Genomic DNA, 15,562 nt, shown 5'->3' on the forward strand with positions numbered 1-15,562 from the left:
CTTCGTATTAGTAATTCAATATAGCCCCATTTTAACAGTGGTTTCACAACAAATATGTGACCTCCGTCATAGGTAAGTGAAATTTTATTGAAAATAATTCTCAATGTGACAACTTTGTGAAAACAACACACGAATGTGAGAAATAACACCATGTGTGTGATTTCCTTCACACTATGATTTTTTCATAACTATTACAATTCGATATGTAATTGAAACAAGAGAGGATGAGAGAAAGTGGAAATACAGCGGGGAACGCCTACAAAGGTAAAAACTAATAAAAACGGAATGTTAAAATCCGTTTTAATTACAGTTATTTTAGTAAGTTTTACTGTATTACTTTGTGGTGGGTACTGGATTTTTAAAGAGCAAGCACCGAGACCATTGGAGGTTACCAATCAAAAGGGTGATGTTCTCTTTACTAAGGCTACAATCATGGGTGGTCAGGCAGTTTGGCAAAAATATGGTTTGATGGATTACGGTACAGTATTAGGGCACGGATCATATATGGGTCCAGACTATACAGCTGAATCTTTAAAGATTTATACAGAAGGAATGCAGGACTTTAAAGCAAATGAACAGTATGGTAAAAAGTTTTCTAGTCTAAGTGTAGATGAAAAATCTGCGATTAAAAATGCTGTAATAAAAGAAATGCGTAAAAATCGTTATGATAGCAGTAAAGAATCATTAAATTTAACAGATGCACAAGCTTTTGGACTTGAAAGAGTAAGAGCTTACTATAAGAATATTTTCACAAAAGGCGATCACTGGGGATTAAAAGCAAATCTAATTAAAGATAGTGATATGCCGAAAAATGACCGTGCCTATGTTGCAAAAGGCGATCAAATTAAGCAGATTTCTGATTTCTTCTTCTGGACAGCATGGCTTTCAAGTACGGTTCGTCCTGGGGATAAAATTACTTATACTAATAACTGGCCATATTATGAAGATGCCGGTAACCATTTATCTTTCTCGGCTGTTTGGTGGAGCGGCGCAAGTGTAACAATCTTTGTCTTGATGGTCGGAATTATCCTATTTGTTTTCTATCGTTATCAATTCAGTATGCAAGAGGCATATAAGGAAGGGAATTTCCCTAAAATTGATTTGCGAAAAATACCGGTAACAAACTCACAAGTAAAATCAGGAAAGTACTTTGTTATTGTTTCAATTCTTTTCTTTGTACAATGTATGTTTGGGGCATTGCTAGCCCACTATTATATCGAACCAGACAGTTTCTTCGGTATAAAATGGATTCATGATATCCTGCCATTTAATATTTCTAAAGGATATCACTTACAATTGGCGATCTTCTGGATTGCAACTGCATGGTTAGGTATGGGCATTTACGTAGCGCCACTTGTGGGTGGATACGAGCCTAAAAAACAAGGTCTTTTGGTAGACATTCTTTTCTGGGCACTAGTTGTTCTTGTTGGCGGAAGTATGGTCGGAGAATGGCTTGGTGCAAACGGATACTTAGGTAATGAGTGGTTCTTATTAGGTCATGCAGGCTGGGAGTATATTGAATTAGGCCGTTTGTGGCAGCTAATCCTCATTGTCGGTATGTTAATTTGGTTATTTATTGTTTATCGAGGAATTAAAGCTGGTCTTAAAAAAGAAACGGACAAAGGCGGTTTAATCCACCTATTATTCTACTCCGCTATTGCGGTACCAGCATTCTATATCTTTGCACTATTTATTAATCCGGATACAAGCTTTACCTTTGCTGATTACTGGCGCTGGTGGATTATCCATTTATGGGTTGAGGCAATTTTTGAAGTATTTGCAGTAGTTGTCATTGGTTTCCTATTAGTTCAAGTAGGATTAGTAACGAAAAAATCAACAGTCAGACAGCTATATTTCCAATTAATCTTACTCTTAGGCAGTGGTGTAATTGGAATTGGCCACCATTACTATTATAATGGTTCGGCAGAAGTTTGGCTTGCACTTGGTGCTGTATTCTCAGCATTGGAAGTTATTCCATTAACTTTGTTAATTCTTGAAGCATATGAACAATATAAAATGATGCGTTCCGGCGGCGTTGACTTCCCGTACAAAGCTTCCTTCTGGTTCTTAATCTCTGTTGCGATTTGGAACTTGGTGGGTGCAGGTGTTCTTGGGTTCCTAATCAACCTGCCAGCAGTCAGCTATTTCGAACACGGTCAGTTCTTAACTCCTACTCACGGCCATGCTTCGATGATGGGCGTTTACGGAATGTTTGCAATTGCATTACTTCTATATTCTTTAAGAAATATCGTCAAACCAGAAGTATGGAAAGATAAGTGGCTAAAAGTCAGCTGTATCCTTTTAAATATTGGATTGGCAGGAATGGTCTTCTTCTCCTTACTTCCAGTAGGTTTCATTCAAATCAAGAAAGCATTCTATCATGGATATGCAGCAAGCCGTTCATCTTCCTTCTTAAAAGATGAACTAGTTAAAACACTTTTAACCTGGCGTGCTGTCCCAGATACAATCTTCTTAATCGGTGTGGTTATTCTGATGGTATTCTGTGTGAAGTGTCTATTCAATCTGCGCAAGCCTACACACAAGGAAGAAGAAAAACTTCCAGTTAAAGATTTAACACTTGATGAAGAGTAATAAGGAAGAGAAAGGTTCGCAAAGCTTAGTCTTGCGGATCTTTATCTTTTTTTACTTCTGATTCATAGCAGTCATAACAATAAATCTCTTTATCTTTTGTATGGATTCCGTTAAAAAAACCATCTAAGCAATAGATTTCCTTATTACAGCACTTACAAGTTCCAACTAATTCCCTCATTCTAAGTTCCTCCTAATAAATTTTTTTATTTTGTAAAATATCATGTTTAGGGTGTGATACCTCTCACTAGGTTGTTAAAAAATATTTCTTATAATATAAGAGAAGTTAACAAATTAATAGGAGTGAAAATGATGCAAACTTTTGCTAAAGTCATCCATGTTCCTGATTATCCACCACGTGAAAAACATCCAACGATTTTAAATGGATTTGATGAATTAAAATCAGGAGAATTTATGCAAATTGTGAATGACCATGACCCAAGACCGCTTCAATATCAATTTATGATGGAGAGAACCGACCAATTTACTTGGGAATACCTTGAAGAAGGTCCCGATACTTGGAGAGTCGCGATCGGTAAAAAATAATTTTTTGTGCCAAGGGGATTCAGCCCCATAAAGCATACCCTCTTTAAACATTTTACTTGACTAATATTTATTTTCCATGAAACATCTCTAACTCCCTATAGATTTATTTTACAACAGAATTTTATTTCTGTTGTTTTTTTTTGCCATTTTAAAAGGGCAAAAAAAACTCTTTTTCAGAAAAATATGATAAAATTTATTCATTGTTAAGAGGGGGGTTCTAAATGAGCGTTCAGACAGCGAGACTGGAAAAAGAATTTTTAGACTATGTGAAAAAAATAGCTGCTTATAATGAGGCTCTTGGCTTAATTTATTGGGATTTGCGTACTGGAGCTCCGAAGCAGGCTGTAGAGCAAAGGTCAGAAGTGATTGGGATGCTTTCCTCAGAAGTGTTTAAAATGTCAATATCGGAGGAAATGGCTGCGTATATAGCAAATTTATCGAGGATCAAAATATCCGACTCAACCAAAAAAATTCTCGAGGAATGCAAAAAAGAATATGAGCGAAATAAGAAAATTCCTGCAGAAGAATATAAAGAGTATGTCATTCTTCAATCAAAGGCAGAAAGTGTTTGGGAAGAAGCGAGGGAAAATGCTGATTTCGCCATGTTTAGCCCTTACTTGGAAAAGATCGTCTCAATGACAAAGAAGTTTGTAGGGTATTGGGGAACAAAACAGAAGGTCTATGATCAACTGTTAGATTTATATGAGCCTGGGGTTACTGTGGAAGTGTTAGACAGGGTATTTGGCGAGCTTCGCAGTAAAATTATCCCATTGGTCAAACAAGTATCGGAAACCTCAAATAAGCCGCAAACAGATTTTCTCTTTAACCATTTTAATAAAGAAAACCAGCGTCTGTTTAGTTTAGAGGTTTTAAAAAAAATGGGCTACAACTTTGAGGCAGGGAGATTAGATGAAACCATCCATCCATTTGCAATAGGATTAAATCCCGGTGATGTACGTGTGACAACCAGGTATGATGAATTCGATTTCCGTACCGCTGTTTTCGGAACGATTCATGAAGGCGGTCATGCATTATATGAACAAAATATTTCCAAAAAGTTAATTGGAACACCTTTATGTTCAGGTACTTCAATGGGAATTCACGAATCACAATCTCTTTTTTATGAAAATATCGTCGGAAGAAGTTTACCATTCTGGAAGTATCAATACGAGCTGTTAAAGAAATATGCGGATGGTCAGTTTGATGATGTCTCAATTGAGGATTTCTATCGTGCCATTAATGAATCCAAACCTTCCTTTATTCGAATCGAGGCGGATGAATTGACCTACCCGTTACATATCATTATCCGCTATGAAATAGAAAAAAAATTATTTAATGATGAAATAAAGGTTAGTGACTTGCCAACAGTATGGAACGATTTATATGAAGAGTTTTTAGGAATCAGGCCGGAAAATGATGCAGAGGGAGTCCTGCAAGATGTTCATTGGGCTGGGGGAAGTTTTGGCTATTTTCCTTCCTATGCATTAGGGTATATGTATGCTGCACAATTTAAAAATAAAATGCTCGAAGACCTTCCAACCTTCGATCAACTTCTTGAAAAAGGAGAGTTATTGCCTGTTCAAGAGTGGCTGACAAAGAATATTCATCAATATGGTAAATTGAAGAAGCCGCTTGAAATCCTGAAAGATGTGACCGGTGAAGGCCTTAATCCATCCTATTTAATTGATTATCTCTATCAAAAATACGGAGAAGTGTATCAGTTATCATGAAGAAAATCTTTCCGATTTTATTAGTAGCGATCAGTGCGGCACTTTGGGGAATTATTGCTATTTTTGTAAGAGGATTAGATGCCTTCGGTTTTACTTCAATGGAAATTGTGACAATCAGGGTTGTAACTGCAGCGGTTTTGTTAGGAATCACTGGTTTAGTAAAATATCCCGCGCAAATGAAAATTAAATGGAAGGACGCTTGGTTATTTGTAGGGACAGGTGTCTGCAGTATCGTGCTCTTTAATTGGTGTTATTTTTCATCTATTCAACAAATGAATCTTTCTCTGGCGGTTATCTTATTGTATACAGCCCCGGCATTTGTCACGGTTCTTTCCTGGTTAATTCTTAAGGAAAAACTGAATGCTGCTAAACTTGTTTCAGTAGCAGGGACGATTTTGGGGTGTGTATTGGTTGCAGGAAGTAACCTTAATGAAACAACATCTTTTAGTGCGGCAGGATTACTGACAGGACTGGGCGCAGGTTTCGGCTATGCTTTATACACCATATTTGGAAAATTTGCGTTAAATAAATATACACCGTTCACTGTTACTCTATATACCTTTATTGTCGCGTCTATTGCGCTAGTTCCGGTTACGGGCCTTTGGAATAAGGGAAGCATTCTTTTCAGTGGAGAGGTTATTTATTATGGACTAGGGTTAGGATTATTTCCTACCGTGGTGGCGTATTTATTGTATACAAAAGGGTTGGAAAAAATAGATAGCAGTAAAGCATCCATTATTGCAACTGTAGAGCCGGTTGTGGCAACCTTATTAGGCGTTTTTCTTTATAAAGAAGGCTTTGCGTTCATTCAATTTATTGGTTCTTTCTTTATCCTTTTATCTGTATTACTGGTGAACCTGCCAAAAAACCCGCTCGTTAAAACGCAAAATGAAAAGGCTTCAATCACATAGATTGAAGCCTTAAAGCTTACCAGGTTTTATATCCTTTCGATCCCGGTGGTGCGTTCTGTATGATATCGATAAATGGAATTGTGTAAGCGAAAAGAATGAGAACTGCAAGCATTCCAAGCCACAATTTCCAGTTTTCGAATACCATTGGTGCTTTTTCTTCAAGATTTTCTGCTTCACCAACAGGGAATTCTTCTTCTCCTTTTGGGGCAAAGAAGGCAAGATTAATGAAAATGATTAATACTAAGATGATTCCTAAGAAAAGAATGGTTCCACCAACAGCTTGGGCAATTTGATATGGAATCCATTCAGCTGCCTGCTTGGCACCATTGTAGGTTGAAAACGCTGAACGTCTTGGACCGCCAAGAAGACCTTGTATATGCATAGCACCTGACATAAAGACCATTCCAATAAACCAAACCCAGCCTTGGATAATCGCTAATTTGTTCATGGCCTTGGTTAATTTACGGCCGGTTAAGTGCGGAACAAGCCAGTAAGAAATTCCAAAGAACGTTAACACCACTGATGTGGCCGCAGTTAAATGGAAGTGTCCTGTAACCCAGATGGTATTATGAACTACTTGGTCCATTTGGTTAGATGCGTTAATAATACCACCCGCACCGGCTGGAATAAACGAAGCCATTCCGATAAAAGGTACGGTGAACCGTGCATCATTCCAAGGAAGAACCCGGAACCAGCCGAAAAGGCCAGTAGCGCCTTTAGAACGCCCATATCTTTCAAAAGTTGCGAATAAAGAAAAGGCGGTCATTAATGAAGGAATAACAACCATAAAGGTTAAAACAACTTGAATAAATTTCCACGCTGGATCAATTCCCGGCTCTGTTAATTGGTGGTGAAAGCCAACAGGAATGGAGAAGAGCAGGAATAAAATAAACGATAACCTTGCTAAAGAATCTGAGAAAATTTTGCCGCCAATAATTTTTGGAATAATTGCATACCAGCACATGTAAGCAGGAAGCAGCCAGAAATAAACAAGCGGGTGGCCAAAATACCAGAATAATGTACGGCTTACGAGAACATCTACCGTATCAACTAATCCTAAAGACCAAGGTAGTAATTGGAACAATACTGTCGCAGCAACACCCAGTGTAGCGACAATCCACATAACTGTATTAATGACTGCCATAAAGCTTAACAGTGGGCTTGGTTTACCTGGATTGTTTTTCCGCCATTTTGCATAGGTCATAATTTGCGCTGCACCATCAATCCAACTTCCGACCACAACGAAAGTCATCCCAAGATAGAAGATCCAATGTGCTTGCAGTGGTGCGTAAAATGTATAAAGTACTGATGCTTTATTTAATAGGACCATTGTTGCAGCCATCGCAGTACCAATGGTCATTACCCAAAAACCAATCCACCCGGTGCGTCTTGCTGCAGGTGAGTGTGTACCAGCTGTACGGCTGACAGCTGCATATTGAAAGCCCATGATAAAAAAGGTTGTTAATACAAGGCCCATCATGACACCATGAACGGTTAAAAGTTGGTAGTATCCAATCCCAGCAGGCAACTCGAATTTTCCAGAACGGACAAGTGTCTGCAGAAGGCCCATTAGTCCGCCAAGAGCAAGTGCTGTGAAAGCCACATAAAAATGGGCCATTGAAAGCTTCGCATCCCTAGGGTCTACTTTTATATTTGCTGAAACGCTAGCCATTATTTTACCACCTCAATCTTCGAACTCATTAAATGGTGCCCGGCACCGCAATATTCATTACAAACAATCAAATATTCGCCTTCTTTGTCAAATGTTGTTGTGTATTCGCTGACATATCCAGGTTCAAGCATCATATTAATATTGGTTCCGGCAACTTCAAAGCCATGGACAACATCTTTGGTAGTAGCAATTACTCTCACTTTTGCCCCAAGCGGTACTTTTACTTCTGTCGGGTTATAAGAAAAAGTGGATGCGACATAAACAAGTTCGTAGTCCCACTCTTTCCCTTCAACCTTATGAAGTCCTGGTTTATCAAATGGTTTTGTTTGATCCACTTTATCCGGGTTAATGGTAGTTAAGCAGCTAGGCGGCTTGTTTCCGAGATAGAATGCACTTACACCGATCGTGGACAAGAAAACAATCAGTGTTGCTACTCCGAAGATAAGCCAAATTTTTTCAAATTTATGCATATGCATAAGATTTTTCCCCCCCTTATATCTTTAAAATCTCTCTACAAATAGATAATAGACGCTTACCCATGTGACTACGATAAAGAGTCCTAAAAAGAAAACGGACGCTAATGTACCTTTTAGTGAGGAACTGTCCTCTATTTCTGTTTTTTGATTTGTTTTCACTTCCGCCTTTGCCATCCCTTACACTCCCTTCGAATAATTGGAAAATAATAAGTTCACTTTCATAATACAAAACAATTTAGAAAGAAAAAGATAAAATTTGTAAATTCACAAATTGTTCATTCCTTAGTTAAGTAACATGTTAATGTTAAAAAGTTGATGTAACAGTGAGGAAAGTCACAATGGAGGAGGTGGAATTGTGAAAAAACTGTGAATTCTCACACGTCCCCTGTGATGCAGCTAACTGATTAACGAGTAAGATCGTTGTATGAAAGTGCGGAAATGAAATATTGTCACACTCTAAGATTTTGAAAATAACATGAAAATATAGTGCTTATAATCTCAAAAAGTGAGTGTGTTTCTTAGTGGAAAAATATTATTGTGAATTATGCCGTCTTTTGTATAACAAGCAGGAATACTGTAAAATATGCGGATCCCTGGCAACCAATAAAATTAAGATTGATGTTCAAAAACAGCCTGATAAACCATAAATCGAATACCTAATTGGAAAAGATTATATAATGAACAAATGCCTCGTTTCGCGTTATAATTTAATTGCACAACAACAACCTTCAAAACGATTGGCTTCCCAGCATAAGGGGAGCTTTTTTTTGTGAAAATATTTAGTTTGTACATAAAAGAATAATCCATTGGCATTTGGTAAAAATAACCTCATTGAATTGGAGGAGATGAAGATGCCGACGATAATTTCAGTTGCGGAAGCACTTCCGCCATATGAAATAAAACAGGATCAAGCCGAAGAATTTGCCCGGAAGCTTTTTTCTGATTCGTTTAAAGATATAGAACGATTATTAAAGGCGTTTTCGAACGGACAAATTGAAAAAAGAAATTTTGTTAAAGACATCAATTGGTTTAAGGAAGAGCATACCTTTGAAGAAAAAAATCAGGCATATATTGAAAACGCCGTTAAATTTGGTTCGCAAGCGATTAAGGAATGTTTATCAAGCCAATTATTTTTGACAAAACCGATTCCCTATCAAGAAATTGATGCCATTTTTTTTATTTCCACCACTGGCTTTGCAACTCCTAGTATTGAAGCAAGAATTATGAACCAACTTCCATTTTCACAGCATGCGAAGAGAATACCCATTTGGGGGCTCGGCTGTGCAGGGGGAGCTGCCGGTATCTCTAGAGCTTATGAATACTGTTTAGCATTTCCAAAGGCAAAGGCCCTTGTCCTGGCTGTTGAACTTTGCAGTTTAACCTTTCAGAAAAACGACCTTTCAAAAAGTAATCTGATCGGAACTACTCTATTTGCAGACGGGATTGCTTGTGCACTCATTTGCGGGGATGACGTCAATATTGAAGACCTTCGTTCACGTAAAACCTCGCCTGCTATCATCGCAACTCAATCAACTCTGATGCCGGAATCCTTGGATGTAATGGGCTGGGATATAAGAAACCAAGGATTATTTGTCGTTTTTTCCCGTGATATCCCCAAAATAATTGAAAGTTGGCTAAAGCCGAATGTGAATGATTTTCTTGAACAATTCGGAATGAAACTAAGTCAATTTGGTTATTTTATTGCCCACCCAGGCGGAAAAAAAGTTTTAGATGCGTATGTTTCTTCTTTGGGCATTTTACCGTCCATGACCCATATTTCCTTCGAGATTTTGAAGGATTACGGAAACATGTCATCGGCAACCATTTTGTACGTCCTGAAAAGGTTTATGGAGCTGGAAACAAAAAAAGGAGAGAATGGCCTGTGTACGGCACTGGGTCCAGGCTTTAGTTCAGAGTTATTATTATTGAGGTGGCAATAAAATGGTGGATTTTTATCCTTTCCTTATCTTTTGGTGTCTCCTTATTGTTCAGCGTGTCGTTGAATTACTGATTGCCAGAAAAAATGAGAAATGGATGATTGGGCAGGGAGCAATAGAGTATGGGCAGGAGCATTACCGCTTAATGGTTTGGATGCACCTACTTTTTTTTCTCATATTTTTCAGTGAAAAAATCCTCCTTAATCGGGAAATGTCTTTTGCCTGGCACTGGTTATTTTTTGTTTTCATTTTTGCTCAGTTGGTGAGAGTATGGGCGTTATTTTCATTGGGGAAGTATTGGAATACAAAAATTATTGTCCTGCCAAATGCGAATGTGATTAGAAAAGGGCCTTACCGGTGGATCAAGCACCCAAATTATCTGGTTGTATCTTTAGAATTACTTGTCATTCCGCTGTTATTTAATGCTTATTTTACAGCGGCTATATTCACGATTTTAAATATCGTTATGCTGTCGATTCGAATTCCAATCGAGGAACGAGCGCTAAAAAGTCATACGCGGTATGAAGGAGCCTTCGAAAGTTGTAATCGTTTTCTTCCTAAATTGTTAAATAAATGTGACAAATAAAAAAGTGTTATTGAAAATCATTATCACCTGTGCTAAAATCTAATCAACGATGAAAATCATTCTCAACAAGTACGGAGAAGGAAGGTGTTATGATGACTTTTGCTTTTGTGGGCGGTACAGTTATTATTTATGCATTTGTCATGAAGCACGTTTTAAAAAATGTAACACATTAATTAACACCTTAAAAAGCCAAGGAAATCTCCTGGGCTCAAATTGTCGAGAAAAGTTTTTTCTCGGCAATTTTTTATTATGTCTCAATCTAAAATACCGATGTTTATTTAAAGATTGTCCATGCTAATGGGCCTGTTGATTTCCGCTCCAGGTGCTTCGCTTTCCGCGGGCGTGCCGGGGAGCCTCCTCGGCGCTTTGGCGCCTGCGGGGTCTCCCCTGCCCCGTACTCCCGCAGGAGTCTTCGCACCTTCCGCTCCAATCAACAGGGAGCTTTTTCCTAGTACTCCTCCCACTTTATTTTTCAATAAGGAACAGTATTATGAACATTTCAAGGTCTGTTGTATTAACCCGAATTTCTTTAGTCTTTTTTACTTTCTCTCTTTCTTCTTAACGGATTTTTTCCAGTTTTTATTCTATCCTCTTCAATTCCTCAAAAATATTCGCGAGTCTCTACTTCCACCTATTCTTTTGTAAACTTTTGTTTATTGGCGTTTGCCTTTAAATGAGTGGAATCCGTAAATTAAACTGGCCCTCCAACCATTTGTGATTCGTTGCTTGGAGAACAACTTCATCGAAAATTTCTTGAAATATATCAGTATCTTTAAAACAGTGTTGACGATTTCCAACGAATCGTTGAATGATATGGAGCCGATCGTGGAATTTTAAGCCAAAAAACCAACAAGTAGACAATGTTCATATTAATTGCTCTTTCAAGTTGCCTTTCAGAACGAATATAAAAAAGAACCCTATAACAACGTTTAAAATGAATATGGGGATCAAATTGGCATCATTATCCTCATTTAAAACGGTAATTTTACCCAGATGGAAGGAGAAAACTATATATTTGTCTGTAAGGCGAAGAGGGTGGTTTTCCGGAACTTATTCACAATAAAAAAACCTTTAGCTAAACATTTTTGGCTAAAAAAATAAATTTACCACTTCTTTTTATTAATTTATTGAGAGTTGTAGAATTTTTATATACACCTGTTGATTGGAGCGAAGCGACGAGGAGGCTCCCCGGCACGCCCGCGGAAAGCGAAGTGCCTGGAGCGGAGATCAACAGACCTATTGAACAACTTAACCTTTTTATAATAAATTAACGAGGTGAATGGATAATAGAAAATGATGAAATAAAAGGATATCGAAAGTTTTTCTGACAGCCTAAAGCCGATGCGAACTCTTTGGCTTTTTACTTTTTTCTAAGATAATCGATTGTCAAGATAGGAAAAGTGTGAATAATCGTATAAAATAATACTATTACTATGTAGTTAAGGGGATTAGGATTCATGGTTCAAACAACCAAACAACAGGAAACTGCTCAATCATTAAGAAATAAATTAATTGGAATTTATGATTATTTGCTAAACGAAAAAGACGCTGAAAATGCCGGAAAGCTAAAGGAATTAGCTAAGAAAATGGAACATCAGGAATTTGTTGTCGCATTTTGCGGCCATTTTTCAGCAGGTAAGTCGACCATGATTAATAAGGTTATCGGAGAGAATTTACTGCCATCTAGTCCGATTCCAACCAGTGCCAATCTTGTAAAAGTGAAAACAGGCGAAGAATACGCAAAGGTTTTTTTCAAAAATGAGAAACCACGGATTTACTTAGCACCATATGATTATGATTTGGTGAAAAATTATTGCAAAGATGGAGATCAAATCGAGGAAATCGAAATCAGCCACAGCGAATCGAATTTGCCGGCAAATACGGTGATTATGGATACACCGGGAATTGACTCTGCCGATGATGCCCATCGAATCGCAACAGAATCCGCACTGCATTTAGCTGACTTGATTTTTTATGTAATGGACTACAATCATGTTCAAGCTGAACTAAATTTCTTATTCACCAAAGAGCTGGCAGAGGCGGGGAAAGAAGTATATCTAGTTATCAATCAAATTGATAAACATAATGATGATGAACTTAGCTTTGCTGACTTCCAGAAAAGTGTTATTGATTCTTTTGCAACCTGGGGAGTACGTCCGAAACGGATTTTTTATACATCATTAAAAAACCAAAGTCACCGCTTCAATGAATTTGCCGAATTAAAACAATTTATTGCGAAAAAATTAGCTGCGAAAGATGAAGCATTGCTTCCATCTATTTTTCATTCTTTAAGAAAAATTGCCCAAGACCATTTGAACCAAGCTAAAAAAGGGGAGGAAGAAAAACTTTCATCCATTTTAGAAAAATTCAATGAGTTATCGGAAGCTGAAAGAGAGGAACTGCTTGAGCTTCATCAGCTGTTACAATCGAAAATGGGCAGTGCGGCAGGTAGTCTAGAACAATCGGAAAAGAAATTTGATGAAGATTTAACTGAAATTATTAAGAATGCTTATCTAATGCCATTTCAAACAAGATCTTTGGCAGAGGCCTATTTAGAATCAAGCCAATCTGAATTTAAAGTTGGATTCTTGTTTTCAAAACAAAAAACACAGGAGGAACGAGAGTCGAGACTTGAGCGTTTTTACCAGGACATGCTGGAAAAATCAAAAGAACAGCTTGAGTGGCACCTCCGTGAATTTTTATTGAAATTTCTTAAAGAACACGAAATTGATCAACCCGATTTAACCGCTTCTGCTCAGGCTCTGAAGATCGATTTTCCTGTCGATTTGTTAAAATCTTCAGTTAAGCCTGGTGCGCGTTTATCAGGTGAATATGTCTTAAATTACACAGAAGAGGTAGCCTCTAAAATAAAAAAATTAGCGAGAGAACGTGTAGAAGAATTAAAAGCTGAATTTTTGCATGCTTTATTGGAAAGAAACGACAAAGTGAAACATCAGTATCTACAGGAATACAATCGCATTGAGCCGTATGTCCAGGCAATTGAAGAAATCGGGAAATATCAACAGGAATTAAAATTAAAAGCCAAAAAAGTCGATGAAATCATTACCCTTTCGGATCAAGCGAGATTGGACACATTCCATTTATTTGATCATGAGGATGAAGAATATGAAGTGGTTCAAAGTGGTGTGACGAAAATTAAACAGGCAGAAAGTGAAAGCAAAGTTATAGAAAACAAGCAATTAAATACTGTACCTGAGGCGCCAAAAGAATCTCTACAAGAAACAAACCAGCTAAAGAAAATGGTGGAGAGACTTCGGAAAAATTCCAGCCTTATTCATGATCTTCCAGGTTTTAAAAAGCTTGCAAGGGAATTGGAAGAAAAGGCGTCGCGCTTGGAGAACAAGGGATTCACGGTTGCCTTATTTGGTGCCTTCAGTGCGGGGAAATCCTCTTTTGCCAATGCTTTAATGGGGGAAAAGGTTCTTCCTGTTTCACCGAACCCAACCACTGCGGCCATTAATAAAATAAAGCCTGTGTCTGAATCAAATCCGCATGGAATGGTTCTAGTGAAATTTAAAGAACCTGAAGCAATGCTTGAAGATGTAAATCGTTCCTTAAAGGTATTTGATTTACAGATTGGAAATTTAGCAGAGGCCTGTGGAGAAATTGATAAAGTTCTTCTACAAAATAAGCAAGACGGAGTAATGGAGAAAACCCATTTTGCTTTTTTGAAAGCCTTTAAGAAAGGGTATGATTCATTCAATAGTCTCCTAGGCACAGTCTTAGAAACGGATTTAAGCGAATTTACCGACTTTGTCGCAAAAGAGGAGAAATCCTGTTATGTTGAATGGATTGAATTGTTCTATGATTGTGAGCTAACCAGAAAGGGAATTACCCTTGTGGATACTCCTGGAGCAGATTCCATCAATGCACGGCATACCGGGGTTGCCTTTGATTATATTAAAAACTCCGATGCGATTCTTTTTGTAACGTATTATAATCACGCTTTTTCAAAGGCAGACCGTGAATTTTTAATTCAATTGGGCCGGGTAAAGGACTCGTTCCAGCTTGATAAAATGTTCTTTATCATTAATGCTATTGACTTGGCCGAGAATGAGGAAGAGAAAAATACAGTAGTAGAATATGTACAAGATCAACTTGGAAAATATGGGATCAGAAATCCGCATCTTCATCCGTTATCTAGTCTATTAGCGATTAAGGAAAAACAAGAACCTTCTGCTACTCCTGCTTCCAATATGGTTGATTTTGAAAGGTCATTCTATCAATTTATTTCCAATGACCTTACACAAATGGCAATTGCTTCAGCTGAAAACGAACTTAGCCGTGTTCATGAATTGGTTCACAAGCTGATTCAAAGCGCAAAAGAGGATCAATCCGTAAAAGAACAGAAGCGTTCAGCAATTGAAAATCAAAAGACGAGAATCAAAGAATTACTTAACAGGCAATCCGTTGAAGGTTTGCAAAATCGTATGCGCCAAGAAGCAGAGGAATTAATCTATTATATAAAGCAGCGGGTATTTCTTCGTTTTAGTGATTTCTTTAAAGAAGCCTTTAATCCTTCCACATTACGGGATGATGGCCGTAATTTGAAAAAAGCATTGCAGGCAGCCCTCGATGAATTCCTTGATAGCTTAGGGTTTGATTTTGCTCAGGAAATGAGAGCAACCACGGTGCGCTTAGACCGTTTTGCTGAAAAGATTATGGCTGATTTTGAGATCAGTTTTGTGAGAAGCTTGATTGATCTAAATGAAGACCTGTCATTCTCCAGGTTTGAATTAGAGCAGGGAATTGAACTGGAATTTCAAAATGCCTTTAAAGACATGAATAAACAAAGCTTTGTTAAGGCTATGTCTTATTTTAAAAATCCAAGATCATTCTTTGAAAAAGACGACAAAAAATTAATGTTGGATGAGTTAATGAATGTATTAACTATACCTGCAGACGAATATTTAAACGATGAATTAACCCGTATTAATCATTATTATGCAAATGTATTAATGGCTGAATTTAACAAGCTGTTAGGCCATGTAGAAGAGCAATCAAATGAATTTTATTTGAGCCTTCTTTCCGCATTAGAAGGCGGAGTCTCGCTTGAAGTGTTAATGGATGTACAGCAAAAGCTTGGTGAATAAT

At 37.6% G+C, this 15,562-nt stretch carries 11 protein-coding genes; 7 read left to right on the forward strand and 4 right to left on the reverse strand.

Annotation, left to right across the window (positions count from 1 at the left end; translation table 11 throughout):
• The first annotated feature begins 285 nt into the window (after positions 1-285).
• Entirely contained in the window at positions 286-2,592 is a 2,307-nt protein-coding gene (locus ACFQZ9_RS19650; RefSeq protein WP_498945190.1) for a nitric-oxide reductase large subunit, read from the forward strand.
• Between the two features lie 25 nt (positions 2,593-2,617).
• On the opposite strand, the gene ACFQZ9_RS19655 is transcribed toward ACFQZ9_RS19650, so the two are convergent.
• Positions 2,618-2,770, reverse strand: coding sequence for a hypothetical protein (locus ACFQZ9_RS19655; protein ID WP_498945007.1), 153 nt, complete (start codon positions 2,768-2,770; stop codon positions 2,618-2,620).
• A gap of 131 nt (positions 2,771-2,901) precedes the next feature.
• Between ACFQZ9_RS19655 and ACFQZ9_RS19660 the strand changes: the two genes are divergently transcribed.
• From ACFQZ9_RS19660 to ACFQZ9_RS19670, 3 genes are all read left to right on the forward strand, one after another.
• Positions 2,902-3,135, forward strand: coding sequence for a DUF2249 domain-containing protein (locus tag ACFQZ9_RS19660; RefSeq protein WP_026573222.1), 234 nt, complete (start codon positions 2,902-2,904; stop codon positions 3,133-3,135).
• Positions 3,136-3,356: 221 nt separating this feature from the next.
• Positions 3,357-4,865: a carboxypeptidase M32 gene (locus ACFQZ9_RS19665; RefSeq protein ID WP_498945008.1), complete on the forward strand. Its 1,509-nt coding sequence runs from the start codon at positions 3,357-3,359 to the stop codon at positions 4,863-4,865.
• Positions 4,862-5,776, forward strand: a complete 915-nt coding sequence (locus ACFQZ9_RS19670) for a DMT family transporter (RefSeq protein WP_498945009.1) — start codon at positions 4,862-4,864, stop codon at positions 5,774-5,776. The genes ACFQZ9_RS19665 and ACFQZ9_RS19670 overlap by 4 nt, the downstream gene beginning before the upstream one ends.
• A gap of 16 nt (positions 5,777-5,792) precedes the next feature.
• On the opposite strand, the gene ACFQZ9_RS19675 is transcribed toward ACFQZ9_RS19670, so the two are convergent.
• From ACFQZ9_RS19675 to ACFQZ9_RS19685, 3 genes are read right to left on the reverse strand one after another with little or no spacing between them, the layout of a single operon-like run.
• On the reverse strand, positions 5,793-7,448 hold the full coding sequence (locus ACFQZ9_RS19675) for a b(o/a)3-type cytochrome-c oxidase subunit 1 (protein ID WP_198308972.1): 1,656 nt from the start codon (positions 7,446-7,448) through the stop codon (positions 5,793-5,795).
• Positions 7,448-7,924 (reverse strand): cytochrome c oxidase subunit II, encoded by a 477-nt coding sequence (locus tag ACFQZ9_RS19680; RefSeq protein ID WP_026573218.1) that lies wholly within the window; start codon positions 7,922-7,924, stop codon positions 7,448-7,450. The genes ACFQZ9_RS19675 and ACFQZ9_RS19680 overlap by 1 nt, the downstream gene beginning before the upstream one ends.
• 24 nt (positions 7,925-7,948) lie before the next feature.
• Positions 7,949-8,098: a cytochrome c oxidase subunit 2A gene (locus tag ACFQZ9_RS19685; RefSeq protein ID WP_026573217.1), complete on the reverse strand. Its 150-nt coding sequence runs from the start codon at positions 8,096-8,098 to the stop codon at positions 7,949-7,951.
• A 677-nt stretch (positions 8,099-8,775) separates the two neighbouring features.
• Between ACFQZ9_RS19685 and ACFQZ9_RS19690 the strand changes: the two genes are divergently transcribed.
• The 3 genes from ACFQZ9_RS19690 to ACFQZ9_RS19700 all read left to right on the forward strand — a co-directional run bounded on the left by ACFQZ9_RS19690 (position 8,776) and on the right by ACFQZ9_RS19700 (position 15,561).
• Positions 8,776-9,864 carry a type III polyketide synthase gene (locus tag ACFQZ9_RS19690; protein ID WP_498945010.1) on the forward strand — a complete coding sequence of 363 codons (1,089 nt, stop codon included), beginning with the start codon at positions 8,776-8,778 and terminating at the stop codon, positions 9,862-9,864.
• Position 9,865: 1 nt separating this feature from the next.
• Positions 9,866-10,447, forward strand: coding sequence for an isoprenylcysteine carboxyl methyltransferase family protein (locus tag ACFQZ9_RS19695; protein WP_498945011.1), 582 nt, complete (start codon positions 9,866-9,868; stop codon positions 10,445-10,447).
• 1,457 nt (positions 10,448-11,904) lie between these two features.
• Positions 11,905-15,561 carry a dynamin family protein gene (locus ACFQZ9_RS19700; protein ID WP_498945012.1) on the forward strand — a complete coding sequence of 1,219 codons (3,657 nt, stop codon included), beginning with the start codon at positions 11,905-11,907 and terminating at the stop codon, positions 15,559-15,561.
• The last annotated feature ends 1 nt before the right edge of the window (position 15,562 follow it).

The organism is Neobacillus sp. GCM10027624, from assembly GCF_042675345.1.
In the GTDB taxonomy this organism is placed as follows: domain Bacteria; phylum Bacillota; class Bacilli; order Bacillales; family Cytobacillaceae; genus Neobacillus; species Neobacillus cucumis_D.